A 19930-nucleotide genomic window follows, 5' to 3' on the forward strand; every position below is an offset into this window, starting at 1 on the left:
CGAGTGGAAACAGCCGGTCAGCCTCAGTAAATCTGTGCAGAGATCGACGGCCACGTCACCTGTGGAGGACGAGTCGGTTGCTCGAATACACCCAGCCAGCTCACGTATCATCGCCACATGCCCGACCGAGTACACAGGATCACCTCGATGAAGACGGATGCCCCCCAAGAGGAGCATTCGGTTCCCGGTGCGCAGGGCGACGCCCAAGACGGCGCACAGGAGCCCCGTGCCCACGGCATGGAGCGCGGCATCGACCGGGTGCTCTCGATACAGCGCCCGATCGTCGTGGCCCACCTCCGCATCATCCGCAGAAGGTCGCCCAATGCCACGCCCGAGCAGATCGTGCGCATCCTCGAACGCCGTTACCTCGCGGCTGTGACCACCGGAGGCGCAGCCGTCGGCGCGACCGCGGTCATCCCGGGCATCGGAACCGGCGTGACCCTGGCACTGTCGGGCGTCGAGACGGCCGGCTTCCTCGAGGCCACCGCGCTCTTCGCCCAGTCGGTCGCCGAGGTGCACGGCATCGTCATCGACAACCCCGATCGCGCCCGCGCGCTCGTGATGACCCTGATGCTCGGCAACGAGGGCGTCGATCTCGTGCGCCAGCTCGCCGGGCAGGCCTCTGGCACCGGCGTCGCTCGCAACGCTTATTGGGGCGAGCTCATCACCAGCAACCTGCCGAAAGCCGTCATGGGCACCGTCGTCGAACGCCTTCGCAGCGTGTTCATCAAGCAGTTCGCGGTGCGCGGCGGCGCCGGCATCATCGGCAAGGCGATCCCGTTCGGCATCGGTGCAGCCATCGGCGGCGCCGGCAATCACATGCTCGGCCGCCGTGTGCTGCGCCAGTCGCGGCTGGCGTTCGGCCAGGCGCCTGCGGTGCTCCCGTTCGAACTCGAGCCGCGTGAAGGCGACTCGATGCTGCGGGCCGCCGGGGCACGGATGTCGCGGGTCAGCGGCGCCGTCGGAGGCGCTGCCCTCTCGGCGAGCCGTGGCATCCAGTCGGCTGGGCGTGCCGCAGGGCGGGCTGCCCGGGGTGCGATCACACGGCGTTCCGACGACGAGGACACTTCGGAGTCTCCCGACGCAGCCGGAGAGACCCACGACCCGAGCTGAGGTTTGCTATCTTCAGAAGATGCTGAATCTAGATCGCACACTCGATCGTCCAGGTGCGACACTCCGTTTCGCGGTGCTCGACGGTCACGCACAACCGGCCGTCTTCGTGCACGGCGCCGGTATCGACCACTCCATGTTCACCGCGCAAGCGCTCGCCCTGCACGAGGCCGGTCACCGGGTGGTGAGCTTCGATCAACGCGGGCACGGCGAATCGCAGCTCGCACCCGGCATCCGATTCACCGCCGATGCCGCACTCGACGACCTCGCGGCGCTCCTCGATCACCTCGATCTCGAGCGTCCGGTGCTCATCGGGCACTCGCTCGGGGGAAACCTCGCCCAAGCCCTGGTCCGGCGCGAACCGCGACGAGTCGGTGCGCTCATCGTCATCGACTCGACCTGGAACACCGGCCCGCTCTCGCGCGGCGAACGCCTCGCACTGCGGCTCGCCGCCCCCGCACTGTCGCTCATTCCCGCTGCACGGCTGCCCGGCTTGCTCGCTCGCGCCTCGGCAGTGACGCCCGACGCGATCGCCGCCGCCGAAGCGGTCTTCGCGCGCATGCCGAAGCGAGTGTTCCTCGATGTCTGGCGTGCCACCGTCGAGTTCGTCGAGCCCGACGCCGACTACCGGGTGCCCGTTCCGCTCGGCCTCGTCCGCGGCGAACTCGACCGCACCGGGAACATCGCCACGGCGATGCCGGCCTGGGCGAAGGCCGAAGGCGTCGCCGAGCGAGTGATCGCGGGCGCAGGTCACGTGGTCACCCTCGATGCGCCCGAAGCGGCCACGGCGGCGCTGTTCGACATCCTCGCGGCGGCGCCACGTGCCTGAGCACGACGAACGGGCGGAGTTCATCGAATCCGTCGGCGATGCGCTCGCCATCTGGCGGCTCTCCCGCGCGACCGGTCGGCTCTACGGATACCTGCTGCTCAGTACCGAACCGGCCACGCTCGACACCATCGGCACCGAGCTGGGCCTCAGCACCGGCAGCGTCAGCACTGCGGTTCGCGAACTGGTGTCGTGGGGACTCGCTCGAACGATCGCCCAGCCCGGGAGTCGGCGCCTCCGCGTCGAGGCGGTCGGCGGATTCGAGCAGTTGCTCGCGGCGAGCCACGAGCGCACCCGAATGTTCATCCGCACGCTGCGCTCCGGTGAGTCGCTCACCGGCGACGCGCGGGCGGCTGAGCGCCTCCGCGCCGTCACCGGACTCTTCGAGGGCTATGTCGACGCCGGTGACGAGATGCTGCGCCGGCATCGGAGCATCGAGGCCGGCTGATCCGCGATCCTGCGGCGGGCACCGGCACGCAGCGCCGGCACCCGGCGCACCCGCGCGGCACACCCGCGCACCGCACCCGCACGGCGCACCCGCGCACCGCGCACCGCGACGAATCAGACCGCGATCGTGTCGCCGTCGTCTTCGTCGTCGTTCGCGCGCACGTCGCGCTCATCGATCTCACCGTCGGCCTCGTGCAGGGCGGCGAACCGCTCCCATTCGCTCATGAGGTGATCGATGGCCGAGTGGAATCGCGCCGTGGTGACGCCCGGAGTGGTGTCGCCGAAGTATCGCTCGACCCACACGCCGAGCCGCTCGAGGGCAGCGTCGTCGTGGGCGACCTCATCGACGCGCGCGACCATCGCCGCGCCATCCGTCACCTCGAGCCATTCGCACGCCTGCAGGTAGCCCGAGGCGTCGATCTGCGCCTCAGGGTTCGCCGGCCGGGTGACGAGCAACGGCTTGCCGGCGGCGAGCCGGTCGTAGACCATCGCGGAGATGTCGACGATCGCGACGTCGGCCGCCGCGAGTTGCCAGCCCAGCTTCGGCCCGTCGTCGTAGATGTGCTGTGCGGCCGGGTCGGCTGCATTCGCGGTCGCGATCGCGGCGATGATGGCACGGTTCGCCGCGCCGTACGCGGGGTCGACGACTCCCGACCGCGGATGCGGACGGTAGATCACCCGGTGACGCCCCGTGGCGATCAGACCCTGCACGAGCGACACGCCGTGCGAGGCGATCGAGCCGTAGGCCGCGGCATCGCGGTCGCCCTCCCATGTCGGTGCGTACAACACGACCTCACGACCGTCTTGCGGGTACGGCAGCGAGGTGTCATCGAGGTAGTGGTCGGCCTGCGGGCGTCCGATGGGGATCGCACGCTTGTCGAAGTCATAGTCCCAGAGCACCTTTTCGAGCCGCGCCTTCGCAGCATCCCCAGCGATCAGGGCGTAGTCGTAGGCCTTGAACTGGTTGGTGGTCATGTACATCTTGTCGGACTCGCCGTGGTTGATGAACACGTGCCAGCGACGCCCGTAGCGCATCATCTGGAAGTTCTTGGCGTTCTGGTTCACGTAGAGGATGACGTGGAGGTCTTGCTCCTGGATGACCTGTTCGAGATCGGCCACGCGGCGCACATACGCGACCGGCAACGGCGACTCGTCGAGCAGGGCGAGTGCCGCGCCCGATGCCCGGCTCAGCACGAGCACTGGGTGGCGTTCGGCGAGTTCGGCGAGCGGGGCGTACCACTGCCGCAGCTGGTAGAGATTGACCTTGCCGTCGGCGAAGTACACCCCGATGCGGAAGCGGTGGGGCGGCAGCGGCTGCTGCTCGGCGAGTTTCACGCCGAGCGAGCGCTGCGCACGCCTGGACCACATGATGTCCTTGGCCAGCTTGACGGCTCGACGCGCGTCTTTCCTCAATCCCACTTTCCAAGGGTAGCGAGGCCGGGCTGAGCGGATGCCTCGTGGCGGGCGCGGCGGGCGCACTGAGAGCCGATCGTTACCGGGTCACACGCGAGAGGGGGAATAGGCGGGTCGCCCGACCTATCCCTTCAGATCAGAAATCGGAGCACCCTCAGTGAACTCGAACGGTTCCACTCCTCGGGCGACGAAGTCACACCAATGGCGGCCGGCCGGCAAGGGTCATGCGCCACACCGTGCGCCATCGCATCGGGCGGCGCTCCCCCGGGTACTCACGCCACCCGGCACGCCAGCCGCCGAACCACGCGCGGAGGGCAGACGGGTTGCGCGCCCACCGCAACACTTGGATCGCGGTCCACGAGCCGACGTAGAGGGGCACGAGCACGGCAGGCAGGTTGCGGCGCGCGAGCCAGACGCGGTTCCTGGCATTCAGCCGGTAGTAGTACGCGTGCCGGGCCGGATCGATGACCGGATGGGCCGCCTCGAGGTCTCCGGCGTACCAGGCGACGTGCCCGGTGTCCCACACCCGCCACGCGAGCTCGATGCCCTCGTGCGCGTAGAAGAACGGGTCGGCCCAGCCGCCGGTCGCATCGAACACTGCGCGCGGCATGAGCACCGCACCCTCCCAGCACGAGAACACGTTGCTCGAGTGGGCGGGGTCGCCTTTGCGGATGCGCGGAATCCAGCGCCGCGGTGAGACCCGGCCAGTCGGGTCGACGACGCGCGGCTGAAGCAGGCCGATCTCTGACCGGTCGGCGAGCACGCGGCATCCGTCGGCCAGGAAGGTCTCGCTCGGCAGGAACGCATCGTCGTCGAGGAAGAAGAGCGACTCGCCCGTCACGAGCGGCACCCCGCGGTTGCGGCCGGCCGGGATGCCGAGGTTCTCGGGCAGGTGCAGGGTCTTCACTCCAGCCGGCAGCGCCGGCGAAGCGGTCGCCGGGTCCCAGCCGTTGCCGACGCAGACGACGTCGGTCACGACCCCCTGCTGGGCGAGAATGCTCCGGATGCCGCGGGCGAGGTCATCGGGACGGGTGCCCATCGTGAGCACCACGACACCGACGCGGGGCAGTTCGCTTGCTGAGCCTGTCGAAGCGGGCGAGTTCCCTTCGACAGGCTCTGGGAGCTCAGGAACGGACACGACGAGAGGCCATGATCGCGACGAAGTGCCCGATCACGGAGAGGATGGCGAGCGGCAGCAGGGCCGCGAGCACGATGCGGTCGACGAGGGGCTGGCCGGCGATGAGCCCGACCAGCGCCGCCGCGAACACGATGAGCGTGAGCTCGACCGAGTGGTACAGGCGATGGAACGGCAGGAACCGCGCCGTCTTGCGGAGCTTGGCGACGAGCCCGCCGCGCGGAGCGGTCTCGCCGTGGGTGTCGGCGAGCTTCGCGAGACCGGCGTTGGCACGAGCGACGTGCACCATGTCGTTGAGCGCCTTGTTGAGCACGATCACGAGGGCGAGGAGTGCGGCAATCGTGGTCCACAGGAAGTCGGCCGGGAACTCGAGCGGATACGCCGCTGCGCGGATGCCGAGCGCGAGCGGAATGAGCGCCTCGGTCGTGTAATGCCCCACCTTGTCGAGGAAGACACCCGCAGGCGACGACGTACGCCGCCAACGCGCGACCTCGCCGTCGCAGCAGTCGACGAGCATCTGCAGCTGCCCGAGCACCACGGCGAGAAGCGCGCCCCAGATGCCGGGGATGAGCAGGGCCGCGGCCGTGGACCAACCGACGAGGATCATGAGCCCCGTCACGCCGTTCGCCGAGATCGAGGTCTTCAGCAGCATCCACGTGAGGTATGGCGAGAGCTTGCGGAGGTAGAGCGACGCCGTCCAGTGCTCGGCGTTGCGTCGACCTCTCACCTCGGGCGGCTGGGTCACCTCGCGCAGCTCGGCGATGCTCGTGGGCCTCGTGGTGACCGGACCGGCTTGTGACATCGACGTCACCTTCCCGTGTGCCTTGCGATGTTGCTCGTCAGCGCCAGGTATCCGAGCACGAACCCCACTCCCCACGAGACGTGTATGCAGGGCAACACTACGAGAAACCACGCCGCCGTGCTCGCGCCGCGCCCTCGGGCGTACACGAGCACCGCCGCCACCACGAACAGCAGGTACACGATCGGCGCGGCGAAACCGAGGAGCAGCCACGGCGCGACGCCGAGTGCCGCCTGCACAAGGCCGCCGATGCCGGCGATGAGGCCGATCGCGACCCCCAGCACCATGACGGGCGGTACGAAGTAGCGGATGCCGTTCGCCGACGGGAAGCGACGTGCGAGTTCGCCGCGCCAGAGCCCGGTCGAGAACATCTGCCTCGCGAGCCGGCCGAGGGAGGAGCGTGGCCGGTACGTCACGCCGAGGCGCGGGGTGAACCACACGGTGCCACCGGTCTCGCGGAGGCGCCGGTTCAGCTCCCAGTCTTGCCCGCGCTTGATCGTCTCGTCGAAGAGCCCCACCCGAAGCAGCGCGGAGCGGCGGAATACGCCGAGGTAGACCGTTTCGGCGGGGCCCGCCGTGCCGCCGACGTGGAACGCGGAGCCGCCGAGACCGACTTTGGTCGTGTAGGCGAGGGCGACGGCACGTTCGAACGGCGTCTCGCCCTGCGCATCCATGATGCCGCCGACGTTGTCAGCGCCGGTGCGCTCGAGCTCTTCGACCGCGATGCGGGCGTAGTCGGTCGGCAGCATCGAGTGCGAGTCGACTCGCACGACCACGGGGTACTGCGCGGCCCTGATGCCGATGTTCAGCCCGGCCGGCGTCGAGCCGACCTCGTTGTCGAGCACGCGCACGCGCGCATCGCGTGCCGCGAGGTCGGCGACGAGCTCGTTGGTGCCGTCGATCGAAGGGCCGAGAGCGATGAGCACCTCGACTGGGCCGGAATAGTCTTGCGCGAGGATCGACTCGACGGCGGCCCGAACATGCGTTGCGTCGTTCAGCACCGGCATGACGTAGGAGACGCCGAGGAGCGACGCAGGCATCGCTTCAGGGTGTTGCTCGGGCATGTTCCTCACTCGCGCTCGGGTCGATCGAGCCTAGCAGCCGGTGCCTGCGAGAACACGGGATGGGCAGACGGCGACGGCGAGCCCGGATCCCTTCGGATCCGGACCCGCCGCGCGGGTCGTCGTTCGATCAGCCCTCGAAGGTGCCGAGGGTGACGGTGACCGTCTGCGACGAACCGTCACGCGTGTAGGTGAGCTCGGCCTCGGCGCCACCCGGGAGGGCGCGCACCTGCGCGGTCAGGTCGGTCTGATCGGTGATCGGCACCCCGTTGAACTCGGTGACGACGTCACCCGCCTTCAGGCCCGCCTTCGCGGCCGCACCGTCTGCCGGCACATCGGCGATGAGCGCACCGACGGTGTCGCTCGATCCCTCGGCCTCGGCCGACGTGACCGTCGCGCCGAGCAGGCCGTGGCTGGCAGAACCGTCTTCGATGATGTCATCGGCGATGCGCTTCGCGAGGTTCGACGGCACTGCGAAACCGACGCCGATGTTGCCGGCCGTCTCGCCCGATGCCGCGCCGCCCGTGGAGAGGATCGCGACGTTCACGCCGATGAGCTTGCCCTCGGAGTCGACGAGCGCGCCACCGGAGTTGCCCGGGTTGATCGCGGCATCCGTCTGGATGACCGGAAGCGCGACCTGTCCGGCGGATGCGCTCGGCTGCTGCGGCTCGCCGCCGTCGGGGTCGGGCAGGTCGAAGAAGAAGTCGAACGGGCTGTCGGATCCGTCGTCGCCCTGCTCGCCCTGGCCTCGCTGCTCGCCCTGGTCGCCGCTGTCGCCCTGGTCGCCGCTGTCGCCCTGATCGCCGCTGTCACCCTGCGAGTCGTCGGGGGTCGTCGGCGCAGCAGAGGAGGCAACGTCGATCGAACGGTTCAGGGCGCTCACGATGCCGTTGGTCACAGTGCCCGAAAGGCCGAGCGGCGCGCCGATCGCGATCGCCGTGTCGCCGACGTTGAGCTTGTCGGAGTCGGCGAACTCGAGCGGGGTGAGGCCCGATGCGTCGACGAGCTTGATGACCGCGAGGTCGGAGAGCGGGTCGGTGCCGACGAGTTCGGCCTCGTAGAGGTGGCCGTCGTTCGTCTTGACCTGGATGGTCGGCTCGCCGGTCGCTCCGTCGAGCGTGACGACGTGCGTGTTCGTGAGCACGTAGCCGTCATCGGAGAGGATGATGCCCGAACCCGTGCCACCGGACTCGGAACCCGACACCGAGATGGTGACGACGCTCGGGCTCGCCTTGGCGGTGGCAGCCGTGATCTGGTTGACCGAGTCGGTGTCGTTCACGACGATGTTCTGCGCTGTGCCCGCACTCTCGCTCGCCGGCGTGCCGTTGTTGTTCGCGATGAGCGCGGTGATGCCGGCGCCCGATGCGCCGCCGATGAGGGCGGCCGCCACGATCGCGGCGGCGACGCCGAGACCGACGCGTCGCTGCTTCGGAGCGGTGGGAGTGCCGTCGTCGGCGCCCTGGATCGGCACGCCCGCGAGGGGCACGGTCGGCTGGGTCTCGTGCTGCTGGGTCTCGTGCTGCTGAGCAGCAGGCCCGCCGAAGGCAGGCGGAACCTGGCCGGGCTGGGCGGGCGCCTGAGCAGGCTGCGGGGCAGCGGATGCCACGGCCGCGGGCTGAGCCGGCTGCTTCGTGTATTGCGGGGCGGTGTAGGGCTGGGGCTGCTGCCCGGGCTCGTACACCGTGCCCGTCGCGGCCGGAGCGGGAGTCGCCGGGGCCGGAGTTGCCGGGGCGGATGTCGCGGAAGCCGGAGCTTCAGGCGCGGCCGAAGGGGCGGCGGGCGCTTCAGGCACAACCGGAGCGACAGGCGCAGCCGGCGGTTCGGTCTGCGCTGCGGCGACCGAGTCGGTCGGTGCAGCGGAAGTGGTGGGGATTGCAGGGGTCGCGCTCGCAGCGTCTGCGGGCGTTGCAGCGTCTGCGGGCGTCGGGGTGACGTCGGCCTCGCGGGGCTCCCCCGTGGCGCCATCTGTGGTGTCGGTCATGGTGTGCTCCTTCCAAGCGATGCCAGCATCCCGCCGCAAGCTGTGTACCTGATCGGCGGAGTCTATGACTCTGCTATCCCCGAGCCGGGATTCGTCCGAACACGACCCGGGAGCGTCGCTGCCTGCGCCAGCGTACCGGCCCCACCCTCGCGTACGGTGAGAACGTGAGCGACTTCTCCCCCGCATCGAGCCTCGCCCCATGGCAGCGCACCGCGGCCGGCGCCGGCCTCCTCTCGTCCGAGGGCACGATCGCCGCGACGATCTTCGCCGAGATGAGTGCGTTGGCCACCCGAACCGGGGCGATCAACCTCGGGCAGGGGTTCCCCGACGAAGACGGCCCCGCCGAGGTGCTCGAGGCCGCTCGCCAGGCGATCGCAGACGGAGTCAACCAGTACCCGCCGGGCATGGGCATGCCGGTGCTGCGCAAGGCGATCGCCGCGCACCAACAGCGGCGATACGGCATCGAGCTCGACGCGGCATCCGAAGTGCTCGTGACGGCCGGCGCGACCGAAGCGCTCGCGGCCACGCTGCTCGCCTTCGTCGACACCGGCGATGAGGTCGTGACCTTCGAGCCGTACTACGACGCGTACGCGGCCATGATCGCTCGTGCCGGCGGCGAGCATCGCACGGTGCCGCTCCGGTTCCCCGACTGGCGGCCCGATCCCGACGAGCTTCGCGCGGCGGTCACCGATCGCACGCGCATCATCCTCGTGAATTCGCCGCACAACCCGACCGGAGCCGTGCTCGACGCCAAGACTCTCGCGCTCATCGTCGAGCTCGCCGAACGGCACGATGCGCTCATCGTCACCGACGAGGTCTACGAACACCTCACGTTCGGCGTCGCACACACGCCGATCGCGACACTGCCGGGGGCGCGTGAACGCACGATCTCGATCTCCTCGGGCGGCAAGACGTTCTCGACGACCGGCTGGAAGATCGGCTGGTTGACCGCGCCGGCGCCGCTCGTGACGGCCGTGCTCGCCGTCAAGCAGTACCTCACGTACGTCAACGGCGCGCCGTTCCAGCCGGCGATCGCGGCCGGGCTCGGCCTGCCAGACGCATTCTTCACGGATGCCGCGGCGACCCTTTCGGCCAAGCGCGACCTGCTCGCCGCCGGTCTCGCCGCTGCCGGGTTCACGGTGTCGCTCCCGCCGGCCGGATATTTCATCGTCGCGGATGCCGCGCCGCTCGGTGCATCGGATGCCGCGGCGTTCTGCCGCGAGTTGCCGGAGCGTGCCGGGGTCGTGGGCGTGCCGGTCACGGCCTTCGTGCACGCCGATCGCCGGCCCGCGTACGCGAGCCTCGTGCGATTCGCGTTCTGCAAGCGGCGTGACGTGCTCGAAGAGGCGAGCACCCGGCTCGCCGCGCTCAGCGCGGCGTGACGTCGAAACGGCGCAGCGCGAGCGCGGGGTTCACGGCGCGCACGGCATCGATGCGCTCCTTCGAGACCCAGGTGACCGCGACATCCGTAGCCTCGCCGATCGTGGCGAGCTCGACGCCCATGGGGTCGACGATCATGCTGTTGCCCGCGCCGACGGGCGGAGCGTGGTCGGCGGCGGCGACGTAGATCGTGTTCTCGAGGGCGCGCGCCGTGATGAGCACTCGCCAGTGCGCCTCTTTCAACGGTCCGCGCACCCACTCGGCGGGCATGCAGACGACATCGGCGCCGGCATCGACGATGCGCCGCGTGACCTCGGGGAATCGCGCGTCGTAGCAGGTCTGCAGGCCGAAGCGGAGGCCGCCGGCCTCGAAGATCTCGGGTGGCCCGATCGCTCCAGGGGCGACCCAGGCCGACTCCTGCTGCCCGAAGGCGTCGTAGAGGTGGAGCTTGCGGTAGCGGGCGACGATGCCGACGCCGGGTGCGAGTGCGACGACCGTGTTGGAGACGCGGCGGTCGTCGCTCTCGCTGTCGCTCTCGCTCTCGCTCTCGCTCTCGAGCCGCTCGATCATGCCGGCCACGAGGTGCACGCCGAGACGGTCGGCAATGGCGCTGAGATGTGCCGTGAAGTCGCCGCCGAGGGGCTCTGCCGCCACCCGCCAGTCGTCACCGGGCTCAGGCGTGAAGTAGCTCGAGTACTCGGGAAAGACGACGAGTCGGGCGCCACGCGCAACCGCGAGCTCGGTGAGGCGCGCGATCTCGGTGCGATTGCGGGCGACGTCGTCGTTCGGCGCGAACTGGGCGACCGCGACGCCGAATCCCTCGGTCGTGCTCTGCATGTGCTCAGCCTATTTGCTCGAGGCGGCACGCCCGGAGCCGCGGACATCCCAGGCCTTTCCTGATTCCTCAGCCTCGCTCGCTAGAATGATCGTCTGGCCAACTCCGATGTTGGCGTGGTCGAGCCGCCGGAGGGCGCAACGATCCGGGCTGGAAACCCCGGCATTCACGCGTTCTCATTCGAAAGGCGGGCTACGCCCATGTCCAAATCCTCCTCCCGGCGCTGGTGGGTTCTCGTGATCCTCGCGCTGACGCAACTCATCGTCGTGCTCGACGGCACCATCGTCAACATCGCGCTCCCCCAAGCCCAGATCGCACTCGGGCTCAGCGACGTCGAGCGCCAGTGGGTCGTCACCGCCTACGCCCTGGCATTCGGGGCACTCCTCCTGTTCGGCGGACGCATCGCCGACTACTGGGGGCGCAAGCGCACGTTCCTCGTCGGCATGGTCGGCTTCGGCGTGGCATCCGTCATCGGCGGAATCGCCCAGACCGGAGGCGAACTGATCCTCGCCCGCGGCCTCCAGGGCGTCTTCGCCGCCCTCATGGCGCCCGCGGCGCTGGCACTCCTGACGGTCACGTTCCCCGGGGGCCGTGAGCGCAACACGGCATTCGCCGTCTTCGGCGCGGTGGCCGGCGCGGGCGCAGGCGTCGGTCTCTTGCTCGGCGGCATCCTGACCGAGTTCGTCGACTGGCGGTGGTGCCTGCTCGTCAACGTGCCCATCGTGATCGTCGTCTTCGTGGCGGGTGCACTCCTCGTGACCGAGAGCAAGGCCGAGGGCAAGAACCGCTACGACTGGCTCGGCGTCATCACCGTCGCCCTCGGCCTCGGCTCCCTCGTCTACGGCTTCACGCTCGCCGAGGAGAGCTGGGTCTCGGTCGGAACGATCGGATTCATCGCCGCCGGCGTGGTGCTGCTCGCCCTCTTCGTCTGGATCGAATCTCGCGTGGCCCAGCCGCTGCTTCCGCTCCGCATCGTGCGCGACAAGGTGCGGGGAGGTGCGTTCCTGCTCCAGGCGATCGCGGGGAGCGCCATGATCGGCGCGACCGTCTATCTCACGTTCCACCTGCAGATCGTGCTCGGGTTCTCGCCGCTGTGGGCCGGGCTCGCGAGTCTGCCGCTGGCGATCGTGATCTCACTCGTCGCTCCGCTCGCCACCAAGTTCCTGTCGCGGTACGGTGCCCGGCCGCTCATGATCGGCGGCCCGCTGTTCGCCGCGGTCGGCCTGTTCTACCTGAGCTTCATCACCGTCGGCGGCAACTACTTCGTGCATGTACTGCCCGCGCTCGTGCTGCTCGGCATCGGCATGGCGATGCTCTTCGTCCCGATGCAGAACCTCGCCCTCGCCGGCGTGGCCCCGCACGACGCCGGCGCTGCGAGCGCCACTGCGAACGCCGCGATGCAGATCGGCGGCTCGCTCGGTCTGTCGATCTTCACGACGGCGTACGCCGCAGCAGCCGGAGGCGTCGCGGTCACCAGCTCGGCGAGCCAGCTCGAGGCGTTCGTGAGCGGCTACTCGGCCGCCTTCGTCGCCGCGGGCGTCGCGATGCTCGTGGGCGCCGTGCTCGCGATCGTGTTGATCCGCCCGCGGACGTCCGAAGTCGAGGTCGAGGCCGAGGTCGAGGCCGAGGCCGAGGCCGACACGGCCGTGACCGTCGCCGTAGGCGACTGACAGCCGGCATGGGGATGGCCCGGACCCCTGCGGTTCCGGGCCATCCTCGTTGCGCAATTGGTAAATCCAGAAAGCCTTGTGCTTGCTGGGCACTTTCAGCGTTGGTGAATGAATTCGGCCCAGACCGGACCCAGCTGGCGCAGAAGCCACGAATGTCCGGTATTGTCACACGATCGACCGACCCGGCATGATGTTCTCAGGCCGCAGCCGGCTGTCCCGGAACCCGACGAGGAGAACCCAGACCGTGACGCAGACGCCGCCCGGACCCGGCACCTCCTTCTTTCGACGTCCGGTGTTCTGGATCAGCGCGTCCGTGGTGGCCGTCATCGTTGTCGTCGCATCCCTCGTGTTCGTGCTGACCAAGGCTGTGACGGAAGCCAATGCTGCACCGCCTGCATCGTCGGCGCCTCAGAGCACCGCGCCACAATCGACGCCGCCGGCGACCGAACCGACACCGCCGGCCGACCCGGCCACGGTGACGCTGCCCGCCGATTGCGCCGGGATCTACACACGCGACCTGACCCCGGACTTCGGCGGGCTGGTGTTGAACCCCGCCTGGGCCGTCGACGCCACCCCGAAAATGTACGGGTCGAACGACGAGGAAGCCATCGCACTGCTCAGCGACGTGTCGCAGCTCTCATGCCGTTGGGGGAACCCTATCGGCGGAAGCGACCGGAGCCTCATCACGAATGTGTCAGCGGTCACTGCCGAGCAGTCGACTGCGATGCAGGCACGGTTCGCTGAGGTCGGGCACTCCTGCTACGAAGAGTTAGACGGCGTCCGCTGCGTGACCGAATCGCCGAAAAGCAACGACGGCCAAACCGGCGAGTCCCACTTCTTCCGCGAAGGGGTGTGGATTGCAACGAAGTGGATGAACACCGGCCCTGACGGGTACACGCACGACATCATCGCAGCGATCTTCGGGTAGCGACCCCAAGTAGCACCGAAGGAACGGAAGAGGCCGGGACTGAATTCCTTCAGTCCCGGCCTCGACTGAGCGATCTCACGAGAACCGGAATCCGATTCTCCAATACCGCCTTGAACGGCGTTGCCGCTCTCCGTGATGCACGTCCGTCACCTTCAGCGAGAAGTGTCGGTCACCTTCGGCGGGAGGGATGAGGGACCTCCGGTTCTGCGAATCACCTCAACTGCGTGAGGCGGCTTCACGCCGACTGTCGTCCAATGGTCTGAGGCATCGCGGCGTTCACTTCAAGGCCCGCCATTCCTCTGGCAGCCGGAACACCGCCCGACCGAGAGATGAGGAGGACGACGTGGCGTCGGACTACACGGAGCGGCTACGTCGCTTGGCGGTCAATGAAGCGGATGCCGTCGATGAAGGTGACGCCTTCGCCTCGCGCGCGACCGCACTCGATCCGAAGACCCTGGCGCTCGCGAAGCTCGGGGCCTTGGTGGCGATCGGAGCTTCGGAACCGTCGTTCGGCGAGTTCGCCGACGCCGCGGTGAGTGCTGGGGCATCCGCCGACGAGATCGTCGATGTGCTCATCGGCGTCAGCTCTGTGGTCGGCATCCCCCGCGTGGTCGCCGCAGCACCGAAGCTCGCCTTGGCCCTGGGATACGATCTCGACGACCTGAGCGAGTGATTCACCCGCCGAGGGTGATTCACCCGCCGAGGAGACCGAGAAGTACGGCGCGATCGACAGCGCCGCTCCGCGATGAGACACCCAGCTTCCGGTAGATGGATCCGACCTCCGAGCTCACCGTGTTGCGGGAGACGAACAAGCGTGCCCCGATCTCGGGAACGGTGAGGTGGGTCTGCAGGTACGGCAGCAGGCGCAGCTCCGCAGGGGTGAGAGGCGGAGCACCGGTCGCACCGTCCGCTCCGTCGACGCTCGACTCGATGACGGATCGCAATCGAGCGACGTCATCGACGAGCGTTCCGAGGTCGGGGCGACGCGCGAGGACCCCGTCGATCTCTCGCACCAGGTGTCGAGCGGTCGCGCGGTCACCCATCGCCACGTAGGTCTTCGCCAAGCACACGCGAGACCGAACGGCCAGGGCCGGCGCGGCGTACGTGCAGAACTGTCGTGCACGCATCGCCCTCGTCAATTCACGGTTGGCGGCGAGGCGATCGCCACGGTGGAGCCACGATCTCGCAGCCGCAGCGAACGCCAGCGCCGAGACGGCGTAGTCATCGAGACGATGATCTTCGATCGCTGCGAGTGCCTCGTCGACGAGCTGCACCGCTTCCACCCACCGGCTACCGTCCATGGCGATCATCGCCCGTTCCGAGTCCGAGAGCACCTGCACGTCGTGATTGCCCGCGATGCCTGCCAGGTCGGATGCCTCGGCGAACAACGACTCCGCCTGATCGACGTGGCCGATGAGCAACTGGGCCTCTGCGGCCAGGCAGACGGCTTGGTCTCGCCAGGCGCTCCACAACGGCTCCTGCGCCATACCGAAGGCTGCGTCGGCGACGGCCTGGGGCGATCCGCCCCTGCACATCATCGAACGCAACATGGCCCTCGCAGATGCGAACGAGGCTGTTCCATCCGCGGGCGGATGGTCGAACGACGCTGCGTCGATCACGATCGCCCACCGCTCGGCCTCCCGAGGTTGGCCGGACATCACGGCGATCCACCCTGCGAGAACCGCCAGCGGCGGATACTCGGCGACGGCATGGTCGCCGAGCGTCGTCATCCAGCGCTGCACCGTCTGCATCTGGCCGGCCTGATAGATCGAGAGCGCCACTTGCGTGACGAGACGGATGCATCGATCACCCGCGGATGTCTCGAGGAGATGCTCGATCGCCATCCCCGGCGACCCATGGGATTCGTACCAGTCTGCTGCCCGGACATGGAGGTCCTCGATCAGGTCGGCTTCAGTGCGTCTGAGCTCGGCAACGAGGAACTGCCTGAACAAGGGATGGTATCGGTACCACCCGCGGTACCGATCGAGGGGCACGAGGAAGACGTTGGATGCCTCGAGTTCGCGCAGTCGGCCTTGAGAGCCCGTCGCACCGAGCACCGCGTCGCAGAGCTCAGCAGAGAACCGATCGAGCACGGCAGTCCGCCGGAGGAAGACTTGAGCGTCACTCGGAAGGCCGACCAGTGACTCGCGATACAGGTAATCGGCGATGAAGCGGTCGTCGCCCGACACGTCGACTGTCCCGTCATCGCGATCGCGCGCGATCATCGCTGCCAGGTACAGGCCGACCGGCCACCCTTCGGTGCGATCGGTGACTTCGCGTGCGCGATCAGGCGTCAACTCGATATCCGCCGATGCGAAGATGTGCCGCGCGGCGGCGGCGTCCATCGCGAGTTCGTCGACGCCGAACTCGAGCGCGTCCCCAGAGGCCCGAAGACGGGGAACGTGCGGTTGCTCGATACGACTCGCCGTCACCAACTGCGATCCATCGGGGATGCCCGGGATGATCACGCTGAGCACGTCGTGGCAGGCCGGCGAGCCGAGGTCGTGGAGATCGTCGAGCATGAGCACGAACGGCATGGGGCTCGCCCGCAGTGCGGTGGCGAGACGCGGGGCCGCCCGACCGAGCGCCGACGTGCCGTGTCCGCGCATGTCCGCCACCAGAGCGGGGTCGGCCCCGGTTGCTCGAACGTATGCTGTGGCCAACAAGGAGAGCAAGGTCATCGGGTCGTTGTCGAAACGGTCGAGGGACACCCAGGCCACCCGACGGTCTTCGGCGGCAGCCCATTCCGACAGGAAGCTGGATTTGCCGTAACCCGACGGCGCGCTGACAGCGACTACGCGACGGTTGCTTTCGCGGCCGGTGGCGATGAGGGTGCTACGACTGACGAACCCGGCCCGTGCGAGGGGGAACGTCAGTTTCGTGTCGAGCAACAGCTGATCGAGCGCGATCGCTCGCGGAGCTGCGGCGCGAGCTGTCTCGGCCACGCTCGCATTGTATGGCCGTCGTGTCTCGGTCTCAACGCCCGGGTGCAAGCGGCAACCTCTTCCCGGCCGACCTCGGTCTCGCCTACTCGTTCAGACGGGTTCGATCTCGCTCGGTCGCCAGGTCTTGTCGAAGAACGGCTGCAGTGGGCTGTAGAGACGGAGGATGACGAAGTATCCCTTGCCGGGCACGGTCTGCAGCCAGTTGTTCGCCTTCTCCGACGGCGCGGACGGCCCGAAGTAGATATCGGTCGATCCGTCGGGGTTCTCTTCCACAGTCCCTGACTGGCTTCCGATATCGGGCTTGGACTGATCAGTCTGCAGCATCGAGCGGGTCTGGTTGTCGTAGACCATCACCGACCAGAACCGGCTCTGGGGGATGTCGGGTGGCAGCGTCAGGCGATAGTTCCGGCTTCCGTCGAGGAAGACGGCATCGGCGTCGCGCATGGCCCAGACGTATTGCGATCCGATGCCGGTCAGTCGCATGCACATCGCCGGCGTGATGCCCGTGTACGGGTAGAAGAAGGCGATCCGGGCGTTGAGCTTGCGTGCTCCGTCGCTCGGTGTGGGAACGACACCCTGTGCGGTGATCTGCGGCGGCGGGTCGAGGAAGGTGAAACCTCCGGAGAAGAGCACGTTCGTCCATTGCGAGCCCGGGTAGAACGCCCATCCTTCCTCCTCGCGCGGAGCAAAGGCCACGGCGCGCGCGGTCGCGTTGCCCACGACGACCGAGTCCTCGAGTACCGTCCGTGTTCGCCCGGTCGGAGCGAACGGCTCGCCCTTCACGATGCCCACGGCGGCCAGCAGGCCGAGCAGATCAGGATCACCGGCGCCGACCGGCTCGGACTGGACGAGCTCGTTGACGACGTTCCAGTAGTTGAAGTCGACAGGCGGAACCGTGTTGAACGCAACTCCCGAGCCCTCGATGAAGGGGGTGTCGGGGAACGTCGGCTCTTGGGCCATCGGCGTCCTGCCCGCGAGGAAGCTGGCAACGGCGGTGCCCGCGCCGCCCGGCGTGTAAACGTGGATGCGCAGGCCGTCACGCAGCGTCTGGGCAGGCACGGACGGGCTGTCATCGACCATGAACGCACGAAGGAGGAGCAGCACCCGGGTGGTCCGCGCGTGCGAGACGTGAAAGCCGCTGTCGGGAAGAGGCCCGTCGTAGCCCGGACCGACGAACAGGTAGCGGCCGCCCGTCGTGCGGTCGGGCCCAGGCAGGCCGATATCGGTCACCCAACGGAACCACATGTCGTCGACGGTGCCGAGGATCCCCGATGGCGCGGGAAGAGCGGGGACTTCGACCACCATCGGTCCGTTGCTCAGGTCGACGAAGCTGAGCGCGTAGAGCGTGTCGCAGTTCGCCGTCAGGAACAGCGACGCCGAGTCCATCAGGTCGGAGAAGATCAGGACCGAGTTGTCCTCGACGCCGATCGACTGGAAGCCGCGATGCAGCGCCGTCGTCGACGCCCCGGGGAACGCCCCGATGAATGCCTCGACGCCGTGGAGGAAGTCGAGATGGTCGTAGAGCAGCGCCGCGGTCGCATCGGATGGCGCACCATCCGTGAACTCCAGCGCACCGAGGCGACTCTCGACGCGGTCGGGCGTCGAGATCGACGCGAGTGTCTCAGCTGAGATCCCTGGTTGTGACTTCATCACGTACCCCTTCGTTGGCGTCGTCATGACCGTCCACACGCTAAGCAGCGGGTCCCGATGCCGCATCACACCATTTGCATGATCTGAGGACCTTCGACCTTCACCCAATCCGCGTGATGACCGTCACCTGCGTACTCACTACGTTGCCCGTGAGACGAACTCAGCGAGCAGGAGACCGTGATGCCAACCACCGATGCAACCAGGACGCCAGTGCCCGCCTCTGTACTGACGCCGTCGAGCGTCGCCGCCGGGATCGGGACGTTGGAATTCACCGACGGATACCCGACGAGTGAGACCTCGGCGATGCTGCGCAACCACTTGGACTACGTGCACGGCGTCGAAGCATTCATGAACACCGTCCAGGGGGTGTCGCTAGTTGCGCTGCGAAACGGCTTCCACGATGCCGGGGTTGATGATGGCGACGTGCTCCTCTACTCGAGGTTGATGGACTCGAGGTCGTTGTTCCTCACCGGCAACGCGGACACAGTGTACTTCTAGGCGTTTCTCGATCTTTCGCAGGGACCGCTCGTGGTCGAGACTCCGTCGGAGACCCTGGGCGTCATCGACGACATGTGGTTCCGATGGATCACCGACTTCGGGCTGCCAGGGCCCGATCGAGGCGAAGGTGGGACGTACCTGTTGGTGCCGCCTGCATATGAGGGGCCGCTGCCCGAGGGCGGATGCTATGTGCGCCATTCCCGTACGAATCGCGTGGTGTTCTTGGGGCGGGCGTTCATCAACGAGTACCCGGGCAACGATCCCACCCCCGCCGCCGACCGGATCCGAGAGCAGCTGAAGGTGTATCCGTACGCACCGGGTGGTGTGGGGAGCAGCATCGGGGCGTTCCTGACCGGGAAAGGGCCTCTTGGCCAGCTCGTAGGATCGAAGAGTCCTCGCTTCGTGGAGGGCAGCGGGCTCGCGATGAACACGCTCCCGCCCACCGACTTCGGCCACTTCGAGATGCTCGACGCGCTCGTCCAATTGGAGCCGGCCGAAGCACTCGATCCCGACGTGGCGGGCGACTTCGCTGCAATCGGGATTGTCAAGGGCGAGCAATTCGCGCCGAATGCCAGGCTGCGCGCCATTCTCGACGAAGCATCAGCCGTCGGGAATGCTGCCTCGCGCACGCTGGGGATGGGTGCTCACCCGTCGGACGACTTCCGGTACTACGACGACTCCGCCTGGTGGAACATGCTGTTCGACGGTGGCTACGAGTTCCTCAACCCCCCGCCCCTGATCACGGCCGATGGGGTGGAGCCCTTCCCCAACAAAGGGGCACGCACGCTCCACGCACGCACGTCGTTCTTCTACACGGCAACCGGCGTCACACCGGCGATGTGTATGCGCCTGACCAACGCCGGGTCGCAGTACCTCGTGGCGAATGTCGATCAGCATGGCGGCGCATTCGACGGCTCGAAGACCTATCGGGTACGGCTGCCGAAGGACATTCCCGCTGCCCGGTTCTGGTCGCTGAACGCCTACGACAACCAGACTCGTTCCCTGCTGCAGACCGACCAGATCTACCCGCGCGCCGGAAGCCAGGAATACCCGTCACCAGCCGCGCATGCTGAGACCGACGGTTCCACCGTGGTGTACTTCGCGCCGGCCCAGCCCGATGGCGTCCCCCGTTCCAATTGGATCCAGACCGACCCGGAGCGAGGCTGGTTCGTGCTCCTGCGCCTCTACAGTCCGCTGCAACCCTTCTTCGACAAGACGTGGAGACCCGGCGAGTTCGAGGTCGTGAGTTGAC

At 68.1% G+C, this 19930-nt stretch carries 17 protein-coding genes and 1 pseudogene; 10 read left to right on the forward strand and 8 right to left on the reverse strand.

The features are described from left to right. Nucleotides 1–117 precede the first annotated feature (117 nt). From AC1C2U_RS04850 to AC1C2U_RS04860, 3 genes are read left to right on the forward strand one after another with little or no spacing between them, the layout of a single operon-like run. On the forward strand, nt 118–1113 hold the full coding sequence (locus AC1C2U_RS04850) for a hypothetical protein (protein WP_495360573.1): 996 nt from the start codon (nt 118–120) through the stop codon (nt 1111–1113). Nucleotides 1114–1132: 19 nt separating this feature from the next. Beyond that, a complete protein-coding gene (locus tag AC1C2U_RS04855; RefSeq protein ID WP_495360574.1) occupies nt 1133–1939 on the forward strand; it encodes an alpha/beta fold hydrolase in 807 nt (268 codons plus the stop codon). Then, complete coding sequence (locus tag AC1C2U_RS04860) at nt 1932–2384, forward strand: GbsR/MarR family transcriptional regulator (protein WP_495360575.1); 453 nt, start codon at nt 1932–1934, stop codon at nt 2382–2384. The genes AC1C2U_RS04855 and AC1C2U_RS04860 overlap by 8 nt, the downstream gene beginning before the upstream one ends. A 113-nt stretch (nt 2385–2497) precedes the next feature. Here the strand turns inward: AC1C2U_RS04860 and AC1C2U_RS04865 are convergent, their stop codons facing one another. From AC1C2U_RS04865 to AC1C2U_RS04885, 5 genes are all read right to left on the reverse strand, one after another. Beyond that, nucleotides 2498–3802, reverse strand: a complete 1305-nt coding sequence (locus AC1C2U_RS04865) for a CDP-glycerol glycerophosphotransferase family protein (protein WP_495360576.1) — start codon at nt 3800–3802, stop codon at nt 2498–2500. 187 nt (nt 3803–3989) lie between these two features. Continuing rightward, nucleotides 3990–4835 carry a glycosyltransferase family 2 protein gene (locus AC1C2U_RS04870; protein ID WP_495360840.1) on the reverse strand — a complete coding sequence of 282 codons (846 nt, stop codon included), beginning with the start codon at nt 4833–4835 and terminating at the stop codon, nt 3990–3992. Nucleotides 4836–4920: 85 nt separating this feature from the next. Beyond that, nucleotides 4921–5733 (reverse strand): CDP-alcohol phosphatidyltransferase family protein, encoded by an 813-nt coding sequence (locus tag AC1C2U_RS04875; protein ID WP_495360577.1) that lies wholly within the window; start codon nt 5731–5733, stop codon nt 4921–4923. Between the two features lie 5 nt (nt 5734–5738). Next, nucleotides 5739–6770, reverse strand: coding sequence for a glycosyltransferase family 2 protein (locus tag AC1C2U_RS04880; RefSeq protein WP_495360578.1), 1032 nt, complete (start codon nt 6768–6770; stop codon nt 5739–5741). Between the two features lie 151 nt (nt 6771–6921). Next, nucleotides 6922–8772, reverse strand: a complete 1851-nt coding sequence (locus tag AC1C2U_RS04885; RefSeq protein WP_495360579.1) for a S1C family serine protease — start codon at nt 8770–8772, stop codon at nt 6922–6924. A 164-nt stretch (nt 8773–8936) separates the two neighbouring features. On the opposite strand from AC1C2U_RS04885, the gene AC1C2U_RS04890 reads away from it, so the two are divergent. After that, nucleotides 8937–10154: a pyridoxal phosphate-dependent aminotransferase gene (locus AC1C2U_RS04890; RefSeq protein WP_495360580.1), complete on the forward strand. Its 1218-nt coding sequence runs from the start codon at nt 8937–8939 to the stop codon at nt 10152–10154. Here the strand turns inward: AC1C2U_RS04890 and AC1C2U_RS04895 are convergent. Further along, nucleotides 10141–10989 carry a carbon-nitrogen hydrolase family protein gene (locus AC1C2U_RS04895; protein ID WP_495360581.1) on the reverse strand — a complete coding sequence of 283 codons (849 nt, stop codon included), beginning with the start codon at nt 10987–10989 and terminating at the stop codon, nt 10141–10143. The genes AC1C2U_RS04890 and AC1C2U_RS04895 overlap by 14 nt on opposite strands. 198 nt (nt 10990–11187) lie before the next feature. On the opposite strand from AC1C2U_RS04895, the gene AC1C2U_RS04900 reads away from it, so the two are divergent. The 3 genes from AC1C2U_RS04900 to AC1C2U_RS04910 all read left to right on the forward strand — a co-directional run bounded on the left by AC1C2U_RS04900 (nt 11188) and on the right by AC1C2U_RS04910 (nt 14258). Continuing rightward, nucleotides 11188–12657, forward strand: a complete 1470-nt coding sequence (locus AC1C2U_RS04900; RefSeq protein WP_495360582.1) for an MFS transporter — start codon at nt 11188–11190, stop codon at nt 12655–12657. Between the two features lie 244 nt (nt 12658–12901). Further along, entirely contained in the window at nt 12902–13585 is a 684-nt protein-coding gene (locus tag AC1C2U_RS04905) for a hypothetical protein (protein ID WP_495360583.1), read from the forward strand. 343 nt (nt 13586–13928) lie between these two features. Next, entirely contained in the window at nt 13929–14258 is a 330-nt protein-coding gene (locus AC1C2U_RS04910; RefSeq protein ID WP_495360584.1) for a carboxymuconolactone decarboxylase family protein, read from the forward strand. A gap of 19 nt (nt 14259–14277) precedes the next feature. Here AC1C2U_RS04910 and AC1C2U_RS04915 read toward each other — a convergent pair whose 3' ends face one another. Next, nucleotides 14278–16530, reverse strand: a complete 2253-nt coding sequence (locus AC1C2U_RS04915) for a winged helix-turn-helix domain-containing protein (RefSeq protein ID WP_495360585.1) — start codon at nt 16528–16530, stop codon at nt 14278–14280. A gap of 90 nt (nt 16531–16620) precedes the next feature. Further along, a complete protein-coding gene (locus tag AC1C2U_RS04920; protein ID WP_495360586.1) occupies nt 16621–18180 on the reverse strand; it encodes a DUF1254 domain-containing protein in 1560 nt (519 codons plus the stop codon). A 180-nt stretch (nt 18181–18360) separates the two neighbouring features. Here AC1C2U_RS04920 and AC1C2U_RS04925 point away from each other — a divergent pair, with 180 nt between their 5' ends. From AC1C2U_RS04925 to AC1C2U_RS04935, 3 genes and pseudogenes are all read left to right on the forward strand, one after another. After that, nucleotides 18361–18678, forward strand: coding sequence for a hypothetical protein (locus AC1C2U_RS04925; protein WP_495360587.1), 318 nt, complete (start codon nt 18361–18363; stop codon nt 18676–18678). Between the two features lie 12 nt (nt 18679–18690). Further along, nucleotides 18691–18975, forward strand: a pseudogene (locus AC1C2U_RS04930) (DUF1254 domain-containing protein); the annotation flags it as partial. A gap of 105 nt (nt 18976–19080) precedes the next feature. Beyond that, nucleotides 19081–19929, forward strand: a complete 849-nt coding sequence (locus tag AC1C2U_RS04935) for a DUF1214 domain-containing protein (RefSeq protein ID WP_495360841.1) — start codon at nt 19081–19083, stop codon at nt 19927–19929. Nucleotide 19930: the final 1 nt, after the last annotated feature.

The sequence above is a fragment of the Agromyces sp. Y575 genome (assembly GCF_059445445.1).